This is a genomic window from Mycobacterium sp. SMC-8 (assembly GCF_025263565.1).
Lineage (GTDB): Bacteria > Actinomycetota > Actinomycetes > Mycobacteriales > Mycobacteriaceae > Mycobacterium.
On record NZ_CP079865.1, the window covers coordinates 2,234,668 to 2,260,582 of the forward strand.

The following is a 25,915-nucleotide window of genomic DNA, read 5'->3' on the forward strand; positions in this document are numbered from 1 at the left end:
TCATCCTCTCGGCGGCCTGCGCAGGCCCAGGCGCAACATCGAACGCCGGTGCGGTTGGGTCCGCCGGATCGCGCGACGCGCCGCGCGCTGCTGGCGGGGTTTGTCGTCCCAGACCTCGGGGTGTTCCGCCAGGAACCGGCGGGTGCGGATCGCGAACGGGATGTGCAGGAAGTAGACCGCGATGATCACCAGCAGCACGAGGTAGCCGTACAGGATCGAGGCGGCCACCCCGATGGCCAGCAGCGCCAGCAGCGGCGCCACCATGTTGGGCGGCACCGAGAACGTGTGGATTTTGCGCATCGGCACGGTGCTGACCACCAGCAGCGAGATTCCGATCATCCAGATGACGACCGCCGGTTCGGAGGTCCACCAACCGTCACCGAACTGCATCTTGGCCGCCAGCGGACCGATCGCCCCGATCGCACCGGCCGGAGCGGGCATCCCGACGAAGTACTTCTTCTCGTAGGCGGGCTGGTCGACGTCGAGCATCGCGTTGAACCGGGCCAGCCGCAGCACGATGCACACCGCGTACAGCAGCACCACGATCCAGCCGATTCGCGACGTCGACAGCAGGGTGGCGTAGACGATGAACGCCGGTGCCACACCGAAGTTCACCGCATCGGCGAGCGAGTCGATCTCCTCGCCCATGCGCGAGGTCGCGTTCAGGGCGCGCGCGGTGCGGCCGTCGAGCGCATCGAGGATCGCCGCGATCGCGAGGAAGGCCATCGCCTCGGTGGGCCGGTCGTCGAGGGCGAACTTCACCGCGCTGAGCCCGAGGCAGATCGCGGCGACCGTCATCGCGCTCGGCAGAATCCGCACGCTGACGACGGACTTCTTGATGCGCGGCCTCATCGGGGCAGCTCGGCCAGGACGGTCTCGCCGGCCAAGGTCCGCTGCCCGACGCTGACCAGGATCTTCGAGCCGGCCGGCAGGTAGGTGTCCAACCGCGAACCGAAGCGGATCAGGCCGTAGGTGTCGCCGAGCCCGACCTTGTCACCGGGTTTGACATCGCACACGATCCGGCGCGCGATCAGTCCCGCGATCTGCACGGCGATCACCTCGTCGCCGTCCGGGCTGCGGATCACCACGCTGTTGCGTTCGTTGTCCTCGCTGGCCGCGGCCAGGTCGGCGGAGCCAAACAACCCGGGGCGGTGCGTGACGGTGACGACCTCGCCGCCCAGCGGGGCACGCTGGACGTGCGCGTCGAGCACCGAGAGGAAGATGCTGATCCTCGGAAGAGGCGTTGCGGGCAGCCCCAGTTCAGCGGGCGGCACGGCCTCCTCGATCAGGCAGATGAGCCCATCGGCCGGGGCGACGACCACCCCGGGACGGGTCGGTGGGGTCCGCGGCGGGTGGCGGAAGAACGCCGCGTTGGCCACGGCCGAGGCGAGCCCGGCGCGGCGCAGCCATCGGCTCTTGCCGCCGGCCAGAGCGACCGCGAGGCTGGCGCCGACGAACGGCACACCCGCGGGGTGCATCGGGGGAACGGAGGTGCGAACCAGGGCCGCCAGGCGCGCTGGTCCTGTCTTGAGGTCTGGGCGTCTGGCCATCGTGGCCGCGATTCTACGGTCCCCCGGCGCTGTCGCAGGGTCCCCCGCCGCTATCGCAGGTCCCAGACCTGTACGCGGGACCCGGCCGCCACCTCGGCGGTGTCCTCGTCGAGTTCGAGCAGGCAGTTCGCCGAGGCCAGCCAGCGCAGATGATGCGACGCCGGGGGGCCGTAACTGGTGACGGTGTCGCTGACCGGGTCGAATACGCCGCGCCGGAACTGCCGTTTACCGCGCGGTGAGACGAGGTCCTCGGTCAGCATCGCGGTGCGGCGCGGCCGCTCGGTGTCGGGCAGGCCCATCGCGGCGCGTACCGCCGGGCGCACGAACACCTCGAAGGACACCAGCGCGCTGACCGGGTTACCCGGCAGCGTGACGATCGGGACGCCGGGCGCCGGGCCGTCGAGCCGGCCGGCGCCCTGCGGCATACCCGGCTGCATGGCGACCTTGGTGAACTCGACGCCACCCTCGGTCAGCGCGTCCTTGACCACCTCGTAGGCGCCGGCGCTGACACCGCCGGTGGTGACGATCAGATCAGCCTCGCCCGCATGCCGGCGCAGCACGTCACGGAACGCGTCGACGTCGTCGCCGGTCATCGGGCAGGCGATGACCTCGCCCCCGGCTTCCCGGACGGCGGCGGCCAGCATCACCCCGTTGGACTCGTAGATCTGCCCGGGCTGCAGCGGCCGGCCTGCGGCGACCAGCTCGGTGCCGGTGGACACCACGAGCACGCGCTGGCGCGGGATCACCGTCAGCTCGCCGATACCGAGAGCGGCCGCCAGGCCCAGCGCGGCCGGGGTGACCACCTGGCCGGCCCGCAGCACCGTGGTGCCCGCGGTGACGTCCTCACCGGCACGTCGGATGTGCTGCCCGGGCCGGGTGGCGGCGCGGATCGTCACGGTGTCGGTCGCGCCGTCGGTGGCTTCCACGGGGATGACGGCCGTCGCCCCGGCGGGCAGCGGCGCGCCGGTCATGATGCGGTGCGCGGTGCCGGGCCGCAGGGTGGGGACGTCGGTGCGGCCCGCGGGGATGTCCTCGGCCACCGGAAGCCGCACCGGCGCGGCCTCGGTGGCGCTCGCGATGTCCTCGGAGAACACCGCGTACCCGTCCATCGCGGAGTTGTCGAAGCCCGGCAGTGACAGCGGGGCCACCACGTCGTCGGCGAGCGCCAGTCCCAGCGCGTCGGCGACCGGGACCGTCACCGAAGGCCGCGCCGTGACCAGCGACGCGACCACGCGCCGGTGTTCGTCGACCGACCGCATCAGAGGTCGTACCTCACACCGGTCAGTTCCTCGGACACCGTCCACAGCCGCCGTTGCACGTCCTCGTCGCGGGATATCGCGTTCGACGACACCAGCACCGGGTGGCCGACCAGTTCCCGGATGCCGGACGGCCCGTAGTACTGGCCCCCGCGCGCGCCCGGATCGGTCGCCGCGCGCAGCGTCGCCAGAGCTCCGACGGCGGGGCTGTTGGTGACCAGCCCGGCCAGCTTCGAGAACCCGGGGAGGCCCGAGCCGGGGATGTGGCGCATGAGCTCGGTGTTCGAGATTCCCGGGTGCGCGGCGACCGCAATCGTCGGGGCGCCCTTGGCGGCCAGGCGACGCGCCAGCTCGTAGCTGAACATCAGGTTGGCCAGCTTCGACTGGCCGTACGCCGCGACCCTGTTGTAGCCGTGCTCCCACTGCAGGTCGTCGAAGCGGATGCCGGCCCGGATGTTGTGGGCGATGGAGGCCACGGTCACCACCCGGGAGCCCGGCACGTCCAGCAGCGTGTCCAGCAACAGCCCGGTGAGCGCGAAGTGCCCGAGGTGGTTGGTGCCGAACTGCAGCTCGAACCCGTCGGCGGTGACCTGCTTGGGCGGGTACATCACCCCGGCGTTGTTGATCAGCAGGTCGATGCGGGGGAATGCCAGCCGCAGCGCGTCGGCGGCTTCGCGGACGCTGGCCAGCGACGACAGGTCGAGTTCCTGGAGCGTGACGTCGGCTCCGGGATGCCGTCGTGCGATGTCGTCGGCGGCCTTGCGGCCCTTGTCCAGGTTGCGCACCGCGATGACGACACGCGCGCCCCTGCCCGCCAGCACCGCGGCTGTCTCGTAACCGATACCGGTGTTGGCGCCGGTGACGACGGCGACCCGGCCGGACTGGTCGGGCACATCGGCGGCGGTCCATTTGGAAGTCATGGGGTTAACTTACGGTCTGGGCGCGCAACTAGTCTCGGAGCCGTGCACCTGGTCGAACCGGCGCATCCGCCGAGCCGGAAAGCGCCGCTTGTCTGGGCCATCGGGGCAGCCGTCCCGTGGACGATGGCGGCGATCGCGCAGGCGGTGTGGTTCGCCGTCGACGGTCGGTTGCCGTGGCTGCACGTGCTGCTGGCGATCGGCACCGTGCTGGGCGCCACGGTGTCGGTGGCGGTCGCGCCGTTGTGGCGGTACCGGGTGCACCGCTGGGATCTCGACTCCACCGCGGTCTACACCCGGTCGGGGTGGCTGGTGCAAGAGCGCCGCATCGCACCGATCTCCCGGGTACAGACCGTGGACACCTACCGCGGCCCGCTGGACCGGCTGTTCGGTTTGTCCAACGTGACGGTGACGACGGCGTCGTCGGCCGGAGCGGTGCGCATCGTCGCGCTGGACGCCGAGGTCGCCGATCAGGTGGTGGCCCGGCTGACCGACATCGCCGCCCTGGGTGCCGAGGACGCCACGTGAGCACCCCGGACGCCAACAGCGATGCAGGTACCGCGTGGTCCCGGCTGAGCCCTCGCATGCTGCTCGTGCATCCGGTGCACGAGGTGGCCCGCCAGATCCCGGTGCTGATCGGGTCGCTGGTGCTGGGCTCGGCGACGGGGAACCCGCTGTGGGCGGTGGCCGGGGTCGGGATGGTGGTGGCCTACGGCCTGGCCCGCTGGTTCACCACGACGTACCGGATCGGTGCCGAGGATGTGCAACTGCGCACCGGGGTGCTGCAGCGGAACGTGCTGTCGGTGCCCCGCAACCGGATCCGGTCGGTGTCCACCGACGCCCGGCTGCTGCACCGGCTGTTGGGGCTGACCGTGCTTCGGGTCAGTACCGGGCAGGAAGCCAAGGGGGACAACGATTTCGAGCTTGACGCGGTGCCGACCTCCGAGGTGGCCAGGCTGCGCGCGACCCTGCTCGCGGAGTCGCTGGAGCCACCCGGGCGCGCCGAACCGACCCGGCTGCTGGCGCGGTGGCAGCCGTCCTGGTTGCGGTACAGCCCGCTGACCTCGGCCGGCCTGGTGATGATCATCGCCGCACTCGGAGTGATCTCGCAGCCGGGAGTACTTGCGGCGGTGCGCGATTCGGCACTGGTCGCGGAAGGTGAAAGGGTGGCGCAGCGCCTCGGCGTGATCGGCGCGGTGGTCGCGGTCGTCCTGGGTGTGGTGTTCGCGTCGGTGGCGCTGTCGGTGACGCAGTCGCTGCTCAGGTACGGCAATCTGATTCTGCGGCGCGACGCCGAGGTGCTGCACCTGTCGCACGGTCTGGTGCGGCTGCGCGAGCACACCTTCGACATGCGCCGGCTGCGGGGCGGCACCCTGCGAGAACCGCTGCTGGTGCGCCTGTTCGGCGGCGCGCGCCTGGATGCGGTGATGACCGGGGTTGCCGGCGCCGGGGAGGCCTCGCAGCTGCTTCCGCCGTGCCCGCGCGGCACCGCCGAAGCGGTGCTGATGGACCTGATCGACGATCCCGGCGCGGTGACAGGACCGCTGCGCACACATGGTCCGGCGGCGACCCGGCGGCGCTGGACCCGGGCCATGGCTGTGCCCGCCGGTGTCGCGTTGGCGCTGGCCGTGGCGGCGGTGGCGGGCGATGTCGCGCTGTGGGCCTGGGCGCTGCCCGTGCTGCTCGCGGTGATCGCTGCCGGCCTGGCCCACGACCGGGCGCGGGCGCTGGGCCACCGGGCCGGCGGCGGGTGGCTGGTGGCCAGGGCGGGCAGTCTGGCGCGGCGCCGCGACTGCGTGGCCGCAGCCGGCATTGTGGGATGGACGGTGCGGCAGTCGCTGCTGCAGCGCAGGGCGGGGGTGGCGACCCTGATCGCCGCGACCGCGGCGGGCGTGAAGCGCTACGAGGTCGTCGACGTTCCAGCCGAGCTCGCCTGGTCCATCGCCGCGATGACGTCGCCGTGGGTCGGTACGACGTCGTGGGCGCGCGGGTAGCCGGGTCTCAGGTTGCGTGCGCCCGTCGGCGGTTTACTGTCGCAACATGGCGATCGGCGGGGTTCTCTTCGACATCGACGGCGTGCTGGTCACGTCGTGGAAGCCGATCCCGGGCGCCGCGGAGACGCTGCGCACCTTGGCGGACAACCAGATCGCGTGCGCGTATCTGACGAACACCACCACCAGGACGCGGGCGCAGATCGCCGATCTGCTGACCGAGGCAGGGATGGCGGTGCGCTCCGACGAGGTGATCACGGCCGCGGTGCTCACCGCCGACTACGTTCGGGACCGCTATCCGGACGCCCGCTGCTTTCTGGTCAACAGCGGCCAGATCGCCGAGGACATGCCGGGCATCGACATCGTCTACTCGTCGGAGTTCACCGGTCCCCGGGCCCCGGAGGCGCCGGACGTCGTGCTGCTCGGCGGTGCCGGCCCCGAATACAGCCACCTGACGCTGTCCTGGGTCTACGACTGGATGGCCCAGGGCGTGCCCGTGGTGGCGATGCACCGCAGCACCGCGTGGACCACCACCGACGGTCTGCGCGTCGACACCGGCATGTACCTGATCGGGATGGAAGAGACCTCGGGCCGCAAGGCGACTGCCGTCGGCAAACCGGCGCCGGAGGGCTTCCTGTCCGCGGCGGCCAGGCTGGGCGTGGACCCCGAGGAGATGTACATGGTCGGCGACGACCTCAACAACGACGTGCTGGCCGGTCAGGTGGTCGGTATGACGGGGGTGCTGGTGCGCACCGGTAAGTTCCGCCAGGACACCCTGGACCGTTGGGCGGCAGACGAATTCGCCATGCAGCCAAACCACGTCATCGATTCGGTGGCGGATCTGCCCGCGTTGCTGGGGCTGTAGATGCGGTTCGGACTGACCACCGCGCTGCCCCGCGACGGTGTCTGCGCCCGGGAGTTCGCCCAGCGGGTCGAGGCAACCGGAATAGACGTGCTGACCTTCGCCGATCATCTGGCGCCGACGGTGTCGCCGTTCAGCGGTGCGGCAGCCGCCGCGGCGGTGACGTCCCGGCTGCGGGTCGGAACCCTGGTGCTCAACAACGACTTCCGCCATCCGGTCGAGACCGCGCGGGAGAGTGCGGGTGTCGCGATCGTCTCCGGCGGCCGGTTCGAACTCGGTATCGGCGCCGGGCACATGAAGTCCGAATACGACGCGGCGGGACTGCGTTTCGACGGCGGCGCCGTCCGGGTGTCGCGGCTCGCCGAATCGGTGGCCGTCATCAAGGCGCTGCTCGCCGGGGAGGCCGTCGACTTCGACGGCGACCATTACCACGTGCACGCGGCGGCGGGGGAGATCGTCGCCGTGCCGTCCCGGCCGGTGCCGATCTTGGTCGGCGGCAACGGAACCCGGGTGCTGCGGTTGGCCGGTCGGGTTGCCGACATCGTCGGGTTCGCCGGAATCTCGCACAACCGGGACGCCACCAGAGTGCGGCTCAGCCACTTCGACGGTGCAGGCCTGGCCAACCGGATCTCCGTCGTGCGGGATGCGGCGGGGCAGCGTTTTGCACACATCGAACTCAACGCGCTGATCCAGGCGGTGGTCGTCACCACCGACCGGCGCCGCGCCGCCGCCGAGCTCGCGGAGACGTTGGACACCGACCCGGACACCTTGCTGGACTCGCCGTTCCTGCTGCTCGGGACTCACGAGCAGATGGCCGAGCAACTCGTGCAGCGGCAGCGCGAGTTCGGGATCGGCTACTGGACGGTGTTCGACGAACTACCGGGGAGAGAGTCGGCGCTGCCTGACATCGCGGAGGTCATCGCGCTGCTGCGATGAGTCCTGCCCTCGGCGGCGGTCTAACCCGCATGACCGAGACACTGATTACTGACACGATCGTCGATGCCCCTGCCTCCGCCGTATTCGCGGTGCTGGCTGACCCCGCCAATCACGCCGCGATCGACGGTACCGGCTGGGTGCGCGAGTCCCTCGATGGCGAAGTGATCACCAGGTCTGGACAGATGTTCCGGATGGCGATGTATCACCCAAACCATCCCGACGGCCACTACGAGATGGCCAACAAGGTGCTGTCCTTCGAACCCGACCGAGCGATCGGCTGGGAGCCCGGACAGGCCGGCGAGGACGGGGTCGTCGAGTACGGCGGATGGACCTGGAACTACGACCTGGAGCCCGCCGGCCCGCGGCAGACCAGGGTCACGCTGACCTACGACTGGTCGGCGGTAGACGCCGGCCTCCGCGAGCACATCGAGTTCCCGCCGTTCCCCGTAGAGCATCTGCACAACTCGCTGGCCAACCTCGCCAAGCTGGCCGTTGGCTGATCTGGAGAGTGCGGTTCGCGCCCCGTCGCGTTGACGGCGCGCTATGCGGTCAATTCGCGTTGCAGCACGCGGACCGCGGCGATCCGCTCCTGCAGTTGCTCGCGGGTGGCGGCCGCCACCGGCGGGCCGCCGCAGCGGCGTCGCAGCTCGTTGTGGATCCAGCCATGCGGGCGGCCGGTGCGGTGATGAGCCAGCGACACCAGCGTGTTGAGCTCGGTGCGCAGCTCGCGCAGCTGGCCGTGCGTGGTCCTCGGGGCGGGCACCCCGGCTTCGGTGCGTTTGGTGAGCTGTTCTTCCTGCCTGCGCCGCAACAGATCCCGCATCGACTCGGCGTCGAGCAGGCCGGGGATGCCGAGGTAGTCGGCCTCCTCGTCGCTGCCGGCCGGGGTCGCCGTGCCGAACGACGACCCGTCGAAGATCACCTGGTCGAGTTCGGCGTCGGCGCCGAGGTACTCGATCTTGTTCTCTTCCTCGCCGGGCTCGTCGCGCTTCTGCTCGCGCAACTCGGCGTCGAGCGGATCCTCCAGCGTCTCGCGGTGCGGCTTGCCCAGCACGTGGTTGCGCTGCGCCTCCATCTCACTGGCCAGCAGCAGCAGGTTCGGCACCGACGGCAGGAAGATGCTGGCGGTCTCGCCGGGCCGGCGGGAGCGCACGAACCGTCCGATGGCCTGCGCGAAGAACAGCGGCGTCGACGCGCTCGTGGCGTACACCCCGACCGACAGCCGAGGCACGTCGACACCCTCGGACACCATACGCACCGCGACCAGCCAGCGCGACGTGCCCGCGGAGAACTCCGAGATGCGGTCTGAGGCGCCCTTGTCGTCGGAGAGCACCACGGTCGGCACTTCGCCGGTGATCGTGGTGAGCAGGTCGGCGTATGCGCGGGCCGCCGTTTGGTCGGTGGCGATGATCATGCCGCCGGCGTCGGGCACGTGCTGACGCTTGCCCTGCAGCCGCTTGTCGGCGGCCGCGATCACTGCGGGCATCCATTCGCCCTTCGGATCCAGAGCCGACTTCCAGGCGCGCGCCGTCTGCTCCGCCGTCAGCGGTTCACCGAGGCGCGCCGCATGTTCTTCGCCGGCGCTGTCACGCCAGCGGGCTTCGCCGGAGTAGGCCATGAACATCACCGGCCGCACCACCCCGTCGGCCAGCGCGTCGCTGTAGCCGTAGGTGTGGTCGGCCACCGAAGTCCTGAACCCGGCGGCGTCCTCTTCGTAGGTGACGAACGGGATCGCGCTGTCGTCGCTGCGGAACGGGGTGCCGGTCAGCGCGAGCCGGCGCGTCGCGTCGTCGAACGCCTCCCGGATCGCGTCGCCCCAGCTCTTCGCGTCACCACCGTGGTGGATCTCGTCGAAGACCACGAGCGTCCTGCGGTTCTCGGTGCGCACCCGGTGCCGGGTCGGGTGGCTGGCCACCTGGGCGTAGGTGACGACGACGCCGTGATACTCCGAGGACGTCTGTGAGTTCGAGTTGGAGAACTTCGGGTCCAGCGCGATGCCGTGCCGGGCGGCGGCCTGTGCCCACTGGATCTTGAGGTGCTCGGTGGGCACCACGATTGTGACGGCCTCGACCGTGCCCTCGGCCAGCAGCTCGGCGACGATGCGCAGCGCAAAGGTGGTCTTGCCGGCGCCGGGGGTTGCGACGGCGAGGAAATCGCGCGGTTTGGCCGTCAGGTATTTGACCAGGGCTCGTCGCTGCCAGCCGCGCAACGCCTGGGTGCTGGGCGTCCCGGCGGCGCCGGCCGTGGGTGCTGGATCAGCCCGCACCCACGACTCCTCCCGACGAACGTGCCGTCTCTGACGGCGAAACCGGAATGCAGTCTAGGGCAGGCGGTTCCGCCACCGCATTTCTGCGGCGTGTCCTGGCGCGGCGTGTCCGGAAGGCGCCCACGACCAGGGACACGGTGTGAGCTCGCCGCCTCAGCCGACCGGGAACACCACTTTGGTCAATTCCTCGGAGACCGACCACAGCCGCTGCTGCAACGCCATGTCGTAGGACTGCTCGCTGGAGGCGACCACGACGGGGTTGCCCCGTTGCTGGCCGATGCCGTCCGGTCCGTAGTACTGCCCGCCCAGCACGCCCGGATCGGTCGCGGCGCGCAGCGTCGGCAGCGCGCCCCGGTCGGCGGTCTGGGCGAACAGGACGGGGGCGGCGGCAAGGAAGGCGCGTTCGACCGGCCTCGGAAGGTTGCGCGCCAGCTCCGTGGTTGACGTCCCGGGGTGCGCGGCGACCGCGATCGTCTTGCCACGCGGGGCGAGTCTGCGCTGCAGTTCGTACGTGAACAGCAGGTTGGCCAGCTTGGACTGGGTGTAGGCGCCCATCCGGTTGTAGCTGCGCTCCCACTGCAGGTCGTCCCAGTGGATGGCGCCGCCCATCTTGTGGCCGTTGCTGCTGACGGTCACGATGCGTGCGCCCGGGACATCGAGCAACTTCTCCAGCAGCAGGCCGGTCAGCGCGAAGTGCCCGAGGTGGTTGGTGCCGAACTGCAGCTCGAAGCCGTCGGCGGTGGTGCCCTTCGGGGTGGTCATCACCCCGGCGTTGTTGATCAGCAGGTCGATGCGCTGGTAGCGGTTCTTCAGGGCTTCCGCGGCAGCGCCGATGGAGGCAAGCGACGTCAGATCGAGCTCCTGGACCTCGACGTCACCGTCCATGCGGGACGCTGCCTGCCGGCCCTTCTCGGTGTCGCGCACCGCGAGCACCACGCGGGCGCCGCCCGGGCGGCCAACGCTTTGGCGGTCTCGAAGCCCAGGCCGGTGTTCGCGCCGGTGATGACGGCGGTGCGGCCGGTCTGGTCGGGGATGTCGGCGGCGGTCCAATGGGTCATGTCTGTCTCCTGGGGCTCGATACACTCGGTAAACTGGGCCAAACGCCCCGGTTGCTCCGACTATACGGAACGCACGCCCCGTTTCGTGTTCGCCTGAAGGGAAATCGCGGTGACGTCGATGCGCCCGTTGCGGGCCGATGCCGCGCGCAATCGCGCCCGGGTCCTCGAGGTCGCCTACGACACCTTCGCCGCGGAAGGGCTGGCCGTCCCGATCGACGAGATCGCGCGCCGGGCCGGCGTGGGTGCCGGCACGGTGTATCGGCACTTCCCCACGAAGGAGGCGCTGTTCGTCGCGGTGGCCGAGGACCGGCTGCACCGGATCGAAGCGCGAGCGCGCGACCTGCTTGCCACCGTCGGCGACGGTGAAGCCCTGTTCTCGTTTCTGCGCGAGATGATTCGTACCGGGGCCACCGACCACGGTCTGGTCGACGCGCTCGTCGGCTACGGCGTCGACCTGGAGACCGCGGCGCCGGGGGCCGAGGAGGCGTTCCTCGGCTTGCTCGGCGACCTGTTGGGTGCCGCGCAGCGGGCGGGTACGGTTCGGGCCGACGTGGGGGTCGCTGAGATCAAGGCCCTGCTGGTGGTGTGCAAGGTGCCGCAGCTCTACAGCGACGATGTCGCAGGCAGGGTGGCGCGGGTGATCGAAGACGGCTTGCGGGCCCCGGCGGGAGCCGACTGAACCTTGCACTCACCCAGGTCGAGTGCTAAGAATGCAATTGGCACTCGCGACCGGTGAGTGCTAGGTCGGGCCGGTGAGGTCGGGGCCGCATCTGCGAGCACAGCCCCAGCCGTCCGTCGCGGGCATCGATTCCGACCGACAAGACGTGCATCCCCAATCCGGAGGAAACACTTCGCAATGGCCAAGACAATTGCGTATGACGAAGAGGCCCGTCGCGGCCTCGAGCGGGGCCTGAACAGCCTCGCCGACGCGGTAAAGGTGACGCTCGGCCCCAAGGGCCGCAACGTCGTCCTGGAGAAGAAGTGGGGCGCCCCGACGATCACCAACGATGGTGTGTCCATCGCCAAGGAGATCGAGCTCGAGGACCCGTACGAGAAGATCGGCGCTGAGCTGGTCAAGGAAGTCGCCAAGAAGACCGACGACGTCGCGGGTGACGGCACCACCACCGCCACCGTGCTCGCCCAGGCACTGGTCCGTGAGGGCCTGCGCAACGTGGCCGCCGGCGCCAACCCGCTCGGCCTCAAGCGTGGCATCGAGAAGGCTGTGGAGGCCGTCACCCAGACGCTGCTGAAGTCGGCCAAGGAGGTCGAGACCAAGGAGCAGATCGCCGCCACCGCTGCGATCTCCGCGGGCGACACCCAGATCGGCGAGCTCATCGCCGAGGCCATGGACAAGGTTGGCAACGAGGGTGTCATCACCGTCGAGGAGAGCAATACCTTCGGCCTGCAGCTCGAGCTCACCGAGGGCATGCGCTTCGACAAGGGCTACATCTCGGGTTACTTCGTGACCGACGCCGAGCGCCAGGAAGCCGTCCTGGAGGATCCCTACATCCTGCTGGTCGCCTCCAAGGTGTCGACCGTCAAGGATCTGCTCCCGCTGCTGGAGAAGATCATCCAGTCCGGCAAGCCGCTGCTGATCATCGCCGAGGACGTCGAGGGCGAGGCCCTGTCGACCCTGGTGGTCAACAAGATCCGCGGCACCTTCAAGTCCGTCGCCGTCAAGGCCCCGGGCTTCGGTGACCGTCGCAAGGCAATGCTGCAGGACATGGCGATCCTCACCGGTGGCCAGGTCATCAGCGAAGAGGTCGGCCTCTCCCTCGAGACCGCCGACGTCTCGCTGCTGGGCAGGGCCCGCAAGGTCGTCGTGACCAAGGACGAGACCACCATCGTCGAGGGCGCCGGTGACCCCGAGGCCATCGCCGGCCGGGTGGCCCAGATCCGTGCCGAGATCGAGAACAGCGACTCCGACTACGACCGCGAGAAGCTGCAGGAGCGCCTGGCCAAGCTGGCCGGCGGTGTTGCGGTGATCAAGGCCGGCGCTGCCACCGAGGTGGAGCTCAAGGAGCGCAAGCACCGCATCGAGGACGCCGTCCGCAACGCGAAGGCCGCCGTCGAGGAGGGCATCGTCGCCGGTGGCGGCGTGGCCCTGCTGCAGTCGGCTCCTACGCTGGACGATCTCGGCCTCAAGGGCGACGAGGCCACCGGTGCCAACATCGTGCGTGTCGCGCTGTCGGCTCCGCTCAAGCAGATCGCCTTCAACGGTGGTCTGGAGCCCGGTGTCGTCGCCGAGAAGGTGTCGAACCTGCCCGCGGGTCACGGCCTGAACGCCGCGACCGGTGAGTACGAGGACCTCCTCAAGGCCGGCGTTGCCGACCCGGTGAAGGTCACCCGCTCGGCGCTGCAGAACGCGGCGTCCATCGCGGCGCTGTTCCTCACCACCGAGGCCGTCGTCGCCGACAAGCCGGAGAAGGCCGCCGCACCCGCCGGCGACCCGACCGGTGGCATGGGCGGTATGGACTTCTAAGTCCCTGTACGAAGAGGCCCGGTCCCGTTCGCGGGGCCGGGCCTTTCGTCATCCCCAGTGTGGGTCCTATGCACAGGATTGCATCGAAAAGCGTGCAGGAGGCCCACATTCGTCGGCACTCGTGGCGACGGTCGGGGGTATGGAACCTTTTCTGGGCAGTGCCGCTGTGCGCAATGGCCGCCTCACCCGCCGTGGCCTGGCTCGCCATTACCGCGCGATCTTCCGTGATGTCTACCTTCCCAAGGACGTCGAAGTCACAGCCCGGATCAAAGCGGAAGGCGCGTGGCTGGCGACGGGCGCCGTTCTCGGCGGGATGTCGGCTGCCGCTGTCTTCGGGACCAAGTGGATCGATGCGACCGCACCCGCAGAGATCGTTCGCCCCGACCGGCACTCAGCCGCAGGCATTGTCGCGCACTCATGGCATTTGGCGGCTGAAGAGACATGCCTCGTTGCCGGCGTCGACGCGACGACACCCGCACGCACCGCCTTCGATATCGGCCGTACCCGCCCACCCGATCAGGCGATACCGGTCATCGACGCGCTGATGAACGCGACACGCGTCTCTGCGGCTGAGATCGCAGCCGTCGCTGCGGCGCACCCGGGTGCCCGCGGCGTCGCGGGGATACCCCGGTTGCTGGACCTCGTCGACGGCGGTGCGGAATCGCCCCAGGAATCCAGGGTGCGGCTTGTCCTGGTGCGCGGTGGACTGCCTCGCCCGAAGACCCAGATCGTGTTCAAAGACTTGCGTATTCGTGTGGACATGGGATGGCGTGAGTGGAAGGTCGCCGTCGAGTACGACGGTGTCCAGCACTGGAACGACCGCAGCCAGAGGTCCTGGGATATCGACAGACTCGCACTGCTGGAGGCTGCGGGATGGGCCGTGATACGGGTCAGTAGTGACATGCTGCGCCGGCCCGAGGTCATCGTCGAACGCGTTCGCGCCAAACTGATCGAACGTGGGGCCTATGCGCAGATATCCGGCAGTCTCCGTGCATAGGGCCCACGCTCGGCGGACTAAAGCGTATGCAGCGGTGCGGGTTTGAGCGCCAGGGTGGCCAGCACGCTGATGACGGCAGTGGTGACCAGGTAGCCGCAGGCCAGCCACGGGCTGCCGCCGGCGACCCCGATCAGCGCGGTCAGGATCAGCGGGGTCAGGCCCGACGCGTACACACCGGAGAGCTGGTAGACCGTCGACAGGCCGGTGTAGCGGATCCGGGCCGGGAACAGCGAGGCGTACAGCGTGCCCTGGGCGCCGTAGAACAGCGCGTGGACGACACCGAACACCACCACCATCGCAAGCGCGTAGAAGACGATGTCCCCAGTGCCGAACAGCGTGAACACGGGGAAGACGGCCACGGCGTATGCGGCGATCCCGATGGTGTAGATCCGCTTGGCGCCGTAGCGGTCGGTGAGCAGGCCGGACACCGGCAGCAGCGCCGCCATCAGAAGCGCCGCGACGGTGACGACGAGCAGCACGGGCACCTTCCCCAGCCCGAGAGTGCCGGTGGCGTAGGCGATCGCGAACACACCCCAGGTGTTGAAGGCCGCGCCCTCACCCCAGCGAGACAGCATGCCCAGCACCGTCGATTTCAGGATCGGCGGCCGGAACACCTCGCGCACCGGGACCGCGGCACGGTCGTCGCTCTCCCGTACTTTCTCGAAAGACGGTGTCTCACTGGCCTTCAGCCGCACCACAACGCCGAAGATCACCAGCACGATGCTGAACAGGAACGCGATCCGCCACCCGTAGGTCAGGAAGGCCTCGTTGGGCAGCGCCACTTGCAACAGCGCGAAAACCCCTGTGCCCAAGGCGAGCCCGAGCGCCAGCCCGACCTGCGGGATACTGCCGAACAGGCCGCGCCTGCGGGGCGGTCCGTGCTCGACGGCCAGCAGCACCGCCCCGGCCCACTCCCCGCCGAGCGCGAAGCCCTGAACGACACGCAACAGCAGCAGCAGGATCGGCGCCAGCACACCGATCTGCGCGGCGGTGGGCAGCACACCCATCAACGCGGTCGCCCCGCCCATCAGCAGCATGGTCAGCGCCAGAGTCTTCTTGCGGCCGATGCGGTCGCCGATGTGCCCGAACACGAAGCCGCCGATCGGGCGCACGACGAATCCGACCGCGAACGTCGCGAAGGACAGCATGGTGCCGACGAACGTGGTCTGGTCGGGGAAGAAGGCCTGATTGAACACCAGGCTGGCTGCAGTGGCGTAGAGAAAGAAGTCGTACCACTCGATCGTGGTGCCGACCAGGCTCGCCCACAGGGCTGTGCGGGCCTGCGGGGTCACCGTCCGCTGATCGGGGGCGGGCGCATTCGTGACAGTCACGAGGATCTATCAGCCCAACTTCGGCGGGACTTCGCCAGACTTTCGCGCGGGCTGATCCGAACGCGGGATGAAATCCCGTGGTGGGGTAGTGCAGTGTGTTCGTGACCACCGCTGGAATGACCGGAAAGGTCGTCCTCACTCGCGCAGCGGCACGCAGTCGTCCCCGCAGCCGGAGGCGGTGGGGACGCCCGGCGTAGCGGGGCGGTGCAGCACCGCCCCGGCCGGACGGATACGCATGCCGTCGCCGGCGGCTTCGGCCCGGCCGTCGACGATCAGTGAGTAACCACCGGGCTCGCGCGGCGGCCACACCAGCGTGACGGCCGGATGGGCGGACGCGTTACGGCGAGTGCTGTTTCCGATGGAGTCGATCCGCAGGATCCCGTCGGTCGCCACGGGAGCGACCGCGACGGTGTGCGCCCGGTAGTCGTCTCCGACGGTGACGAGATACGCGAACGGGAAGTCACCGAGAACCTCGGCGAGCCGGTCGGGATCCACCTTCACGCTCATGGGATGAGGGTACTCAGAGCGCCTGGGGGTTCGATCGGCTTCACGGTCATTCCATTGATGGTTCAACACGATCGTGGTGTGATGCCACGGGCGCGGGCTGGCGGCCCCGGACGAGTCTGCCCGGCCGGGCCGCCGTCGGGGCGCCGTTCTCGGCGATCACCTCCCCGGAGACGATCGTGGCCACGTAGCCGTCCGCGCTCTGGTCCAGGCGGCGGCCACCCGCGGGCAGGTCGTTGACCACGACCGGGTTGTGCAGCCGTAGCGCCTCGGCGTCGATGACGTTGAGATCGGCCTTGTAGCCCACAGCGATTCGGCCGCGGTCGGCGAGCCCGGCCACCCGCGCGGGCACCGAGGTGAGTTCACGCACCGCGTCCTGGACCGACAACCGGCCCGTGGCGCGGTCGCGCACCCAGTGGGTCAGCATGTAGGTCGGGAAGCTGGCGTCGCAGATCATTCCGTAGTGCGCACCGCCATCGCCGAGGCCGAGCACCACGTCGTCGCGCCGGATCAGCTCGGCGACGGTGTCCAGCGAGCCGTCGCGGAAGTTGGCCAGCGTGACCAGCAGCATGGCGTGACCGTCATCGTCGAGCAACCGGTCGTAGGCCTCCTCCTGCGGGCTGACGCCACGGGCCTGTGCGCGGGCTCCGATCGAATCCGATTGTGAAGGTTCGTAATTCGGGGGATCGCCGAGGGGGAACATGTAGTTCCAGGCTTGCGCGGCGAACATCAGCGGGTGCCCGTCGGAGGCCGGCGTGTCGGTGAGGATGCGTTCGCGCACCTCGGGTCTGCGCATCTCGGCCACCCGCTCGGCCAGCGGAAGCGATGCGATCTCCCGGTACGACGGGTACATCACGAACGGATTGCCGGACAGTTCCAGTCCCAGCATCAGCCCGATGGGCCGCGGGAAGATCTGAGCGCTGATGCGGCCGCCGTTCTGATTGGCCTTCTCCACCATCCGCAGCGCGTCGAGGTAGAACGGGTCACCGGCGTTGCCGATCGCCAGCGTGAACGTCACCGGCAGGCCGACCGCGGCGGCCACGTCGAACACCGTCTGCAGGACGGGTTCGTAGTCGCCGGCCACCAGGTCGGGGACGAACTGGATCAGACCTCCACCGGCGTCGTCGACGCCCCGTGCGATCGCCTCGATCTCGGCGTGGTCGGCGTCGTATGTCGGGATCGGCTTGCCGCTCTCGGTTTTGTGCAGGGTGAAGCGCGAGGACGCGAAGCCCAGCGCGCCGGCCCGCACGGCCTCGGCGGCGAGCTTGCGCATCAGCATCAGGTCATCGGCCGTGGCGGGTTCGCGGTCGACTCCACGCCCGCCCATCACGTACACCCGCAGCGGCGAGTGCGGCAGGAACGCCGCCACATCGATATCCCTGCGCCCCGCGTCCAGCGCGTCGAGAAACTCGGGGAACGTCTCCCAGTGCCACGGCAGGCCGTCGACCATCACCACGCCGGGGATGTCCTCGACACCGGCCATCACGTCGACGAGCACGTCGTGGTCATCGGGCCGGCACGGCGCGAAGCCGACGCCGCAGTTGCCCATCACGGCGGTGGTGACGCCGTGGGCCGACGACGGTGTGAGCCGGTCCGACCAGATCGCCTGCCCGTCGTAGTGGGTGTGCAGGTCGACGAAGCCGGGAGTGACCAGCAGGCCGGTAGCGTCGATCTCCCGGATCCCGGAGCCGGCCGCGGCGCCGACGTCACAGATGACGCCGTCCCGGACGGCGACGTCCCCTGTGAACGGTGCGCCACCGAGGCCGTCGACGATGGTTCCCCCGCGGATCACGAGATCAAATGTCATACCCCGAATGTACGGTCAGCCCATGATCGATCACCTCGGAATCAACTGCGCGGACTGGGAGAAGTCGAAAGCGTTCTACGACAAGGTTCTCGGCGTGCTCGGCTACACGCGGCAGATGGACTATCAGGTCGCGATCGGGTACGGCAGGAACGGCAAGCCCGACTTCTGGATCGCTGACATGACCGCCGGCGACGCCGCGGGCCCGAACCGCGAGGTCCACGTCGCGTTCGAGGCCGCCGACACCGGGGCCGTGCAAGCGTTCTACGACGCGGCGCTGGAAGCCGGGGCGGAGTCGCTGCACGCCCCACGCCTGTGGCCCGAGTATCACCCGGGCTACTACGGCGCGTTCGTCCGCGATCCCGACGGCAACAACCTAGAGGCGGTCTTCCACGGGGCGTAGCTTGGCGGGCATGGCCGAAATAGATGCCGCCAGGGAACTGCTTCGCGACTCGTTCACCCGCCTCATCGAGCACGTCGACGACCTCACCGACGGGCTGACCGACGAGTTGGCCTATTACCGGCCGGCGCCGGACGCCAACACCATCGCGTGGCTGATCTGGCACAGCGCCCGAATCCAGGACGCCCAGCTGTGCGATCTTGCCGGCGTGGAACAGGTGTGGTTCCGTGAGGGCTGGGTGGACAAGTTCGCCCTCGATCTGCCCCGCGACGCGCACGGCTACGGGCACACCCCCGACGAGGTGGCCAAGGTGCGCGCACCGGCGAAACTCCTCGCCGGCTACTACCATGCGGTGCACAAGCTTTCGCTGGAATACGTCGCGTCGGTGACGGCCGACGAACTCGCCCGCATCGTCGACCGCCGGTGGACCCCACCGGTGACGGCGAGCGCGCGGTTGGTCAGCATCATCGACGACGCCGCGCAGCACCTCGGCCAGGCGGCCTACATCCGGGGTCTGGTGCGCTGAGGCCGCTGATCAGGTGGTGGCCGGCGATCGGTCTGGCCGGGCTGATCGTGCTCGGCCTGGCGGTCGGCAAGGGTTCGACACCGGTCGACGACTGGTTTCAGGAACTCGGCCGTCGGCACCCGGAACTCAGATACCTGTTGCTGGCCAGCGACGGCCGACTGCTCATGGCGGTGTCGGCGGTCGTCATCGTGGCGGCGCTCATCCAGCGGCGACGGCGGCTCGCCGTGATCGCCGCGGTGACGCCGCTTGCCGGCGTGCTGGCCGCCCGACTGGGCAAGACCCTGTTCGGGCGAGTGAAGGAAGGCGGGTTGTGCTATCCGAGCGGGCACACGACGGTGACGGTCGTGGTGGTGGCGATGACGGTTCTTCTTGTGGGCGTGACGGTGTGGGCTGTGGTGGGCGCCGCGGCATTCCTGGCGCTCGCGGTGATCGGGCAGGCCGTCGCCTATCACTACTTCACCGATGCGGTCGGCGCTCTGTTGCTGGGCAGCGCGCTGGCGTGCCTGGCCGTGTCCGCCGCGAGACTTGACAGGCGTCAAACCCGAATGCGGGCTGGATCACACCGGTCGTTAGCATGGAGAAATGACAGCGACGTCTGACGCCGGCACCTCCACCGATTTCACCGGCACCGCAACGATCAGGAACCCTGCTACCGGCGCGATCGCCGGAGAGGTGCGCTGGACTGATCCCGCCGACGTGACCCGAGTGGCGGCCGGCCTGCGCACCGCTCAGCGAGAGTGGGAGGCGCGCGGCGCCAAGGGACGCGCGAAGGTGCTGGCCCGCTACGCGGTGTGGCTGGGCGAGCACCGGGACGAGATCGAGCGGCTCTTGATCGCCGAAACCGGCAAGTCGGCCGGGGACGCGGCACAGGAAGTCCCGCTGATCATCATGATCACGTCGTACTACGTCCGGACCATGGCCAAGGCGCTGGCGCCGGAGTCCCGCCCGGCGTCGCTGCCGTTCCTGTCGATCAAGAAGATCACCGTGCACTACCGGCCCCGCCCGGTCGTCGGCATCATCGCGCCGTGGAACTACCCGGTCGCCAACGCGTTGATGGATGCGATCGGCGCGCTCGCCGCGGGCTGCGCGGTGCTGCTCAAACCGTCCGAGCGGACCCCGCTGACCGCCGAACTGCTGCTGCGCGGCTGGCTGGACTCCGGCGGCCCCGACGTGCTGGCGCTGGCCCAGGGCGCGCGCGAGGTGTCCGAGGCCGTCATCGACAACTCCGACTACATCCAGTTCACCGGATCCAGCGCGACCGGTGCGAAGGTCATGGAGCGGGCCGCGCGCCGGCTCACCCCGGTCAGCCTCGAGCTCGGCGGCAAAGACCCGATGATCGTGCTCGAAGACGCCGACGTCGACCTGGCCGCCCACGCCGCGGTGTGGGGTGCGATGTTCAACGCCGGGCAGACCTGCGTGTCGGTTGAGCGGGTGTATGTGCTCGAGCAGGTCTACGACCAGTTCGTCGCCGCCGTGGTCCGCGACGTGCAGAACCTGAAGATGGGTGCGGGGGACGGGCACGCCTTCGGCGCGCTGATCGACGACAGCCAGGTCGAGATCACCGCCCGCCATGTTCAGGACGCGCTGGCCAAGGGCGCCCGCGCGCTGACGGGCGGCAAACGCGGAACCGGGCCCGGCAGCTTCTACGAACCCACCGTGCTGGTCGACGTCGACCACTCGATGGCCTGCATGACCGAGGAGACGTTCGGGCCGACGCTGCCGATCATGAAGGTGTCCTCGGTCGAAGAGGCGGTCCGGCTGGCCAACGACAGCCCCTACGGTTTGTCGGCGGCGGTGTTCTCCAAGGACGTCGAGCGTGCTGAAGCGATTGCGGTGCAACTGGATTGCGGCGGGGTGAACGTCAATGACGTGATCTCCAACCTGATGTGCACCACCGCCCCGATGGGCGGCTGGAAGACCTCGGGGATCGGTGCCCGCTTCGGCGGGCCCGAAGGTCTGCGCAAGTACTGCCGGATCGAGACGGTGGTCAGCCCGCGCACGCGCGTCGGCGCGGGCGGCAACTACTACAACAACTCCCCGCGCGCGCTGAAGCGGATGAACACGCTGATGACCAAACTCGCGTTGATCCGTCCGCGGCGGGTGGCGAAGTAGCTCATCCCGGCTGTTCACCGGCGCGTCACCTCCCGGTCCGTCGTGGTGGGTAGCTTGCGCCGGTGACTCTGGACCTGTCCGGCTACACCGTCGTCGACGACGATGACGACGACCCCGTCCTGCTGCTGCAGCCGAGCGGGCAGGTCGTCGACACCTGGCGCGAGAACTATCCGTATGACGAGCGGATGAGCCGGCCGGAGTACGAGGAACAGAAGCGCCTGCTGCAGATCGAGCTGTTGAAGCTGCAGAAGTGGAGTCAATCCCACGGGCACCGGCACGTCATCGTGTTCGAAGGACGTGACGCAGCGGGAAAGGGCGGCACCATCAAGCGGTTCATGGAGCACCTCAACCCCCGCGGCGCCCGGGTGGTGGCGCTGGAGAAGCCCACCGAGAAGGAACGTACGCAGTGGTACTTCCAGCGCTATGTGCAGCACCTGCCGTCGGCCGGTGAGATGGTCCTGTTCGACCGGTCCTGGTACAACCGGGCCGGTGTGGAGCGGGTGATGGGGTTCTGCACATCGAAGCAGCATGCCGAATTCATCAGGCAGGTGCCGCTCTTCGAGCAGATGCTGGTCAACGACGGCATCAGCCTGACCAAACTGTGGTTCTCCGTCACGGCGTCCGAGCAGCGCACCCGTTTCACGATCCGTCAGGTCGACCCGGTGCAGCAGTGGAGGCTGTCGCCCACCGACCTGGCGTCGCTGGACAAGTGGGATGCCTACACCGCGGCCAAGGAGGACATGTTCGCCTGGACTGACACCGAGACCGCGCCGTGGACGGTGGTCAAGAGCAACGACAAGAAGCGTGCCCGGATCAACGCGATGCGGCACGTGCTGAGTAGATTCGACTACGACAACAAGGACCATGACGTGGTGGGCAGGCCCGATCCGCTCATCGTGGGGCGCGCCCTTTCCGACTGAGCCCGCGCGTCCCGGAGCCGCCACGGCGGCGACCCGCAGCAGGAGACAGGAGGACGCGTCCGTGCGCTTTCTCGCCGCGCTGCTGCTGTGGCTGCTCACGACGGTCGCGCTGGTCGCGGCGGTGCCCGCGGTGTGGGTGCAGACCCACGTCGTGTCCGAGGACGGCTACGCGTCGCTGGCCGCGGCGGCTGCCGGAGACCGGCGGCTGCAGGACGCGATGGCCGCCGAGCTGACCACCCAGATCGTCGCTCTGGGCGCCGCCAACGGTTATCCGCTCAATCCTGAGCTGGTTCGGCAGGTGGCGGAGTCCTATACGCGCAACTCGGGCTTCCCGGGACAGTTCGCGCAGGCCAACCGCATCGCGCATCGGTGGATGTTCACCGGGGCCGTGCCCAGCGGCAACTCCACCGACCAGTGGCTCATCGACGTCGCGCCGATGCTGTCCGACCCGTCGTTCTCGGCCACGCTCGGCAATCTGGACCTGCAGATACCGCCCACTCTCACGGTGCCCATCACCGTGGACACCCCGCAGTTGCAGCCCGGCAAGCTGAGGTGGTTGGCGACCTGGGGGCCGTGGGCCAGCGTCGGCGCCGCGGTGCTCACCGGCGTGTTCGCGCTGCTGACCCTTGCCGCCGCCCGGTCACGCGGCAAAGCACTTACCGCGCTTGGTGTCTCGGCCCTTCTCGTCGGCGCCGCAGGGTGGGCGGCCATCGAGGTCGGCGGTAGGTACGTGGACGCCGCGCTGAACCGGACGACCGGTAACATCCGGACCGTGGCCGAGGTGATGGTGGCCGCCGCCGAGAACAGCCTGCATCAGTGGCTCAACTACACCCTGCTCGCCGGCGGCGGGCTGGTGATCCTCGGAGTGCTCAGCGCCGCGGTGGGCGGCGCGCTGCGCCGGCCCGCATCACCAGCCGTACGTGCCTGACGACCGCTCCCCGCAGTGCCGCCTCCACCTCGGCCGGTTACACGACCATCGGCGGGGCGGCGCACGCGTGCGTCTACAGTCGGTCCATCTCGCGCGACAGCAACGCACTTTCGACGAAGTTCAGGTGGTGCGGGTGGCCGTGCAGATCCCAGTCGGTGCGGACGCGCCTCGGATGATGACTTCTCCAGTGCACCAGCGCTTCAACTCTTGCAGGCATGGTGATCGTCATCGTCGTACTCCCCTCGATCAGTTGCGTCTATGTCATCGTCGTCCCCGTCAGTGGCACTCGACATCAGTAGCGCCGTACTGACCTTTGACGCACCCGTTACCCGTGATTTCTGAGGGGCGAGCTGTCAGCTCGGCTGACGCTTGACGTGGTCCAGCAGGCCGGCGAGCTCGTCGCGGCTGGTGGTTCCGGTCTTGGCCATGGCGTTGTAGATGTGGCTCTCCACGGTGCGCACCGACAGCTGAAGCCGGTCGGCGATGTCACGGTTGGACATCGGCTCGGTGAGCAGCATGACGATCTCGCGTTCGCGATCGGTCAGCGGCAGCCGTTCGACGGCCTGCCGAAGCGCGGGTGTGCAGGCTCCGCCAGCGGTCCGGGCGAGGGTCTCGGCGCGTGCCGAACACCGCAGAGCGGATCCGCGCAGGCTCTGCTTACGGAAGCACACGGCCGCATAGGCGGCCGCGTCGACGGCAGCGACCAGGTCGCCCATCTCTTCGAAACTCCCTGAGAGAGTTTCCAATTGCGGGGCGTCGGCACGCCCCAGGGCGGCGGCGAACAGGCTGGCGAGCTCGACGCGGGGGCCCTCGACGATGCGGCGGAGTTCGGCCAGGCGCGGGGCGGTCGAGCTGTCACCGAACTGGGTCGCAGTCTGCAGGCACAGCACCTCCGCGGCGAATTGCTGTCGGCGGCGAGATGTTTCGGCGGCGGCGCGGACCGTCTCGATTGCGTCGCTGGTGGCGCCTTGGCAGCAGGCCACCCATCCGCCGGCAATCGCTCGGGCGTAGTCCAGATACCGCCAGCTCGGATGGACGGCGTGCTCCAGGCGCTCCAGCGCGGCCGCGGCGTGCTCGGTCAGTCCCCGCATCGCCAGCGCCGTCGTCAGCAGAATCCGATAGCGGTAGTTGAAACCGGTGGCCGGATTCCGCGTCGTCGCCCGCTCGACGGCCTTGGTGAGCAGTGCGCACGCCCGGTCGAGGCCCCCGGCGGCCAGGGCGGCCTGACCGCTGACCGCGACCGCTACCTGACCGAACGGCGCAGCCCGGGAGTTGACCGCCTGGTCGCGCATCAGCGCCGCGACCGCTTCGGCGTCGGCGATCCGACCGGCCAGGGCCAGCGCGTTGGTGTGTGCGTCCGCGATGATGATGAACGCGCGCACCGGGATCGAATATCCGGCCGTGGCGGCGGCGACGGCCTCGGTGGTGCGTCCGCCCTCACCGTGCGCCACCGTGGACGCCCACGCGGTCAATCTGCGCTGGAAGTCGTCGGGCAACTGGGCCGGCTCGAACGCCGCTGCGCACTCCAGGGCGGCTGCCGGATTGCCCATGCCCGCCCAGTACACGCAGCTGAAGGCGTTGAGCGACGGGTGTTGCGGGATCGCGAGGGCTGAGACGTCGTCGATCAACTCCTTGGCGCGCCGCGGCCGGGCCATCGTGAAGAACAGGTTGACCGCGCGCAAGAACGTCAGCCGGGCTCGGTCCCTGTCCGTGAGTCGGGTCGAATCCACCTCGGCGAGAAGTTCTTCGGCTTCACTGCCCGCCCCCTGCAGTGACAGCACGAAAGCCCTGACGATACGCGCTTCGGGTCCTCCGCCGGCGCGGATGGCTCCCTCCGCCAACCGGTCCGCCAGTGCGAGGTCCATCATCCAGGCCGCGCCGCGGGCGGCGGTGAGCAGCAGATCGACATCGGGCGGCAGATCGGAGTCCAGACTCAGAGCGCCGCGGCGCACCACGGTGTGGATGTCGTCGTGGTGGTCGGAGCCACCCAGCTCGGTGCCTACCAGTCCTCGTAGCCGCCGCAATGTCGTCTGCGGCGCCCGGCTCCGGCGCACCTCGCCGTAGAGCGGATGCGCGAGCCTGACCTCGACCGTGTCGCCGCCGGGTTCGAACGAGACGAGCCCCCGGCGGTCGGCCTCTTCGATTGCGGCCGGATCGGTGATTCGGGTCAGGGACCGCATCGCGATCGGCTCGCCGACGGCGACGACGTCGACGACGGTGCTGACCGCGTCGGACAGCCCGCCGATGCGGGCCTCGACGAGCTCCACGAGGCGCCGCGGGATCACGGGGTTGCCGTGCCAGGCCCACACACCGCCGCGGACCGCCAGCCGCCCGTCGGACACCTCCTGTTCGACGATGTTGCGCAGGTACAGGGGATTGCCGCGGGTCAACGTCCACAGCCGGTTGACGGCATCCGGATCCAGCTGTCCGCCAAGGGTTTCCGAGAGAAGTCTGGCGGTCTGTGACTCCGAGAGGGGGCCGACCTCCAGCCGGTCGAGCTCTCCGCACTTCCACAGCTCCTGGGTGGCCGCGGGAACGGGTTCGTCGTCGCGGACCGTCAGCACCACCTGCGCCAGTCCGCGCTGGATGGTCTGATGGACGACGACGGTGGACAGGTCGTCGAGCAGCTGGACGTCGTCCACCCCGAGTGCCACGGGGGCGCCCTCGGGCGAGGCGGTCAGCGCCGTGATCACGTCGTGGATCAGTTGCAGGCTGTCGTTGCCGGATGCTCGGGCCCACGGTGTGAGCGCACCCAGCGGCAGGTTGCGCGCGGCCGAGGTGCCGACCACCCAGCGCACCTGCCATCCGCGAGCGGTGAACGCCGCGAGCGCGTCCCGCACGATGCGGCTCTTGCCGACACCCGCCGGACCGCTGACCACGATGCCCGCCGAGGCGGAATCCAGCAGCGCGGCTTCGATCTGTCGCGTCTCGTCGGAGCGGCCGGTCAGCGGCCATGTCAACCGCACACGCCAAGCCTAGAAGCCTGAGCTGCGCGAGATAAAGAGGTTCTCGGGTACCGAAATCTCGGTACCCGAGTACTGATGTTCCGGCTCGGCGCCGCAGCAACACTGAAAT

General features: G+C 69.3%; 24 protein-coding genes and 1 pseudogene. 14 read left to right on the plus strand and 11 right to left on the minus strand.

All coding sequences use genetic code 11. The annotated features are described in order from the left end of the window. From pssA to KXD97_RS10895, 4 genes are read right to left on the minus strand one after another with little or no spacing between them, the layout of a single operon-like run. Positions 1 to 852 (minus strand): CDP-diacylglycerol--serine O-phosphatidyltransferase, encoded by an 852-nt coding sequence (pssA, locus tag KXD97_RS10880; RefSeq protein WP_260756766.1) that lies wholly within the window; start codon positions 850 to 852, stop codon positions 1 to 3. Beyond that, positions 849 to 1,550: a phosphatidylserine decarboxylase gene (locus tag KXD97_RS10885; protein WP_260756767.1), complete on the minus strand. Its 702-nt coding sequence runs from the start codon at positions 1,548 to 1,550 to the stop codon at positions 849 to 851. Before KXD97_RS10885 ends, pssA begins: the two co-directional genes overlap by 4 nt. A gap of 50 nt (positions 1,551 to 1,600) precedes the next feature. After that, positions 1,601 to 2,809: a gephyrin-like molybdotransferase Glp gene (glp, locus tag KXD97_RS10890; RefSeq protein ID WP_260756768.1), complete on the minus strand. Its 1,209-nt coding sequence runs from the start codon at positions 2,807 to 2,809 to the stop codon at positions 1,601 to 1,603. Next, entirely contained in the window at positions 2,809 to 3,726 is a 918-nt protein-coding gene (locus KXD97_RS10895) for an SDR family NAD(P)-dependent oxidoreductase (RefSeq protein WP_260756769.1), read from the minus strand. Before KXD97_RS10895 ends, glp begins: the two co-directional genes overlap by 1 nt. 42 nt (positions 3,727 to 3,768) lie before the next feature. Between KXD97_RS10895 and KXD97_RS10900 the strand changes: the two genes are divergently transcribed. The 5 genes from KXD97_RS10900 to KXD97_RS10920 are packed head-to-tail and all read left to right on the plus strand — an operon-like array spanning position 3,769 to position 8,012. Next, a complete protein-coding gene (locus tag KXD97_RS10900) occupies positions 3,769 to 4,251 on the plus strand; it encodes a PH domain-containing protein (RefSeq protein ID WP_260756770.1) in 483 nt (160 codons plus the stop codon). Between the two features lie 56 nt (positions 4,252 to 4,307). Further along, positions 4,308 to 5,717 (plus strand): PH domain-containing protein, encoded by a 1,410-nt coding sequence (locus KXD97_RS10905; protein WP_260757914.1) that lies wholly within the window; start codon positions 4,308 to 4,310, stop codon positions 5,715 to 5,717. Between the two features lie 46 nt (positions 5,718 to 5,763). Further along, positions 5,764 to 6,579 carry an HAD-IIA family hydrolase gene (locus KXD97_RS10910; RefSeq protein ID WP_260756771.1) on the plus strand — a complete coding sequence of 272 codons (816 nt, stop codon included), beginning with the start codon at positions 5,764 to 5,766 and terminating at the stop codon, positions 6,577 to 6,579. After that, entirely contained in the window at positions 6,580 to 7,512 is a 933-nt protein-coding gene (locus tag KXD97_RS10915) for a TIGR03621 family F420-dependent LLM class oxidoreductase (protein WP_260756773.1), read from the plus strand. Positions 7,513 to 7,541: 29 nt separating this feature from the next. After that, positions 7,542 to 8,012 carry an SRPBCC family protein gene (locus KXD97_RS10920; RefSeq protein WP_260756774.1) on the plus strand — a complete coding sequence of 157 codons (471 nt, stop codon included), beginning with the start codon at positions 7,542 to 7,544 and terminating at the stop codon, positions 8,010 to 8,012. A gap of 41 nt (positions 8,013 to 8,053) precedes the next feature. Here KXD97_RS10920 and KXD97_RS10925 read toward each other — a convergent pair whose 3' ends face one another. Further along, complete coding sequence (locus tag KXD97_RS10925) at positions 8,054 to 9,778, minus strand: DEAD/DEAH box helicase (RefSeq protein WP_260756775.1); 1,725 nt, start codon at positions 9,776 to 9,778, stop codon at positions 8,054 to 8,056. 153 nt (positions 9,779 to 9,931) lie between these two features. Next, a pseudogene (locus KXD97_RS10930) lies at positions 9,932 to 10,836 on the minus strand (SDR family NAD(P)-dependent oxidoreductase). A 118-nt stretch (positions 10,837 to 10,954) separates the two neighbouring features. Between KXD97_RS10930 and KXD97_RS10935 the strand changes: the two are divergent. The 3 genes from KXD97_RS10935 (at position 10,955) to KXD97_RS10945 (ending at position 14,315) form a co-directional block, all read left to right on the plus strand. Continuing rightward, complete coding sequence (locus tag KXD97_RS10935; RefSeq protein WP_260757915.1) at positions 10,955 to 11,515, plus strand: TetR/AcrR family transcriptional regulator; 561 nt, start codon at positions 10,955 to 10,957, stop codon at positions 11,513 to 11,515. A gap of 177 nt (positions 11,516 to 11,692) precedes the next feature. Continuing rightward, positions 11,693 to 13,318: a chaperonin GroEL gene (gene groL / locus KXD97_RS10940; protein WP_260756776.1), complete on the plus strand. Its 1,626-nt coding sequence runs from the start codon at positions 11,693 to 11,695 to the stop codon at positions 13,316 to 13,318. Between the two features lie 139 nt (positions 13,319 to 13,457). Beyond that, the gene (locus KXD97_RS10945; RefSeq protein WP_260756777.1) at positions 13,458 to 14,315 is read left to right on the plus strand and encodes an endonuclease domain-containing protein; all 858 of its coding nucleotides are present in this window, start codon (positions 13,458 to 13,460) and stop codon (positions 14,313 to 14,315) included. Between the two features lie 17 nt (positions 14,316 to 14,332). On the opposite strand, the gene KXD97_RS10950 is transcribed toward KXD97_RS10945, so the two are convergent. From KXD97_RS10950 to KXD97_RS10960, 3 genes are all read right to left on the minus strand, one after another. Continuing rightward, positions 14,333 to 15,646, minus strand: coding sequence for an MFS transporter (locus KXD97_RS10950; RefSeq protein ID WP_260756778.1), 1,314 nt, complete (start codon positions 15,644 to 15,646; stop codon positions 14,333 to 14,335). 135 nt (positions 15,647 to 15,781) lie between these two features. Then, positions 15,782 to 16,153, minus strand: coding sequence for a pyridoxamine 5'-phosphate oxidase family protein (locus KXD97_RS10955; RefSeq protein ID WP_260756779.1), 372 nt, complete (start codon positions 16,151 to 16,153; stop codon positions 15,782 to 15,784). Between the two features lie 46 nt (positions 16,154 to 16,199). Beyond that, entirely contained in the window at positions 16,200 to 17,957 is a 1,758-nt protein-coding gene (locus KXD97_RS10960; RefSeq protein WP_260756780.1) for an amidohydrolase family protein, read from the minus strand. A 22-nt stretch (positions 17,958 to 17,979) separates the two neighbouring features. Here KXD97_RS10960 and KXD97_RS10965 point away from each other — a divergent pair, with 22 nt between their 5' ends. From KXD97_RS10965 to KXD97_RS10990, 6 genes are all read left to right on the plus strand, one after another. Continuing rightward, positions 17,980 to 18,357, plus strand: a complete 378-nt coding sequence (locus KXD97_RS10965) for a VOC family protein (RefSeq protein ID WP_260756781.1) — start codon at positions 17,980 to 17,982, stop codon at positions 18,355 to 18,357. A 10-nt stretch (positions 18,358 to 18,367) separates the two neighbouring features. Beyond that, complete coding sequence (locus KXD97_RS10970) at positions 18,368 to 18,880, plus strand: mycothiol transferase (RefSeq protein WP_260756782.1); 513 nt, start codon at positions 18,368 to 18,370, stop codon at positions 18,878 to 18,880. Between the two features lie 47 nt (positions 18,881 to 18,927). Next, complete coding sequence (locus KXD97_RS10975) at positions 18,928 to 19,479, plus strand: PA-phosphatase (RefSeq protein ID WP_260756783.1); 552 nt, start codon at positions 18,928 to 18,930, stop codon at positions 19,477 to 19,479. Further along, the gene (locus KXD97_RS10980) at positions 19,463 to 20,992 is read left to right on the plus strand and encodes an aldehyde dehydrogenase family protein (protein ID WP_260756784.1); all 1,530 of its coding nucleotides are present in this window, start codon (positions 19,463 to 19,465) and stop codon (positions 20,990 to 20,992) included. Before KXD97_RS10975 ends, KXD97_RS10980 begins: the two co-directional genes overlap by 17 nt. Positions 20,993 to 21,054: 62 nt before the next feature. After that, positions 21,055 to 21,912 (plus strand): polyphosphate kinase 2, encoded by an 858-nt coding sequence (gene ppk2 / locus KXD97_RS10985; RefSeq protein ID WP_260756785.1) that lies wholly within the window; start codon positions 21,055 to 21,057, stop codon positions 21,910 to 21,912. 61 nt (positions 21,913 to 21,973) lie between these two features. Further along, a complete protein-coding gene (locus KXD97_RS10990; protein WP_260756786.1) occupies positions 21,974 to 22,840 on the plus strand; it encodes a hypothetical protein in 867 nt (288 codons plus the stop codon). Between the two features lie 73 nt (positions 22,841 to 22,913). Here the strand turns inward: KXD97_RS10990 and KXD97_RS10995 are convergent, their stop codons facing one another. Beyond that, complete coding sequence (locus tag KXD97_RS10995) at positions 22,914 to 23,069, minus strand: hypothetical protein (RefSeq protein ID WP_260756788.1); 156 nt, start codon at positions 23,067 to 23,069, stop codon at positions 22,914 to 22,916. A 124-nt stretch (positions 23,070 to 23,193) separates the two neighbouring features. Continuing rightward, on the minus strand, positions 23,194 to 25,806 hold the full coding sequence (locus KXD97_RS11000) for a LuxR C-terminal-related transcriptional regulator (RefSeq protein ID WP_260756789.1): 2,613 nt from the start codon (positions 25,804 to 25,806) through the stop codon (positions 23,194 to 23,196). Positions 25,807 to 25,915: the final 109 nt, after the last annotated feature.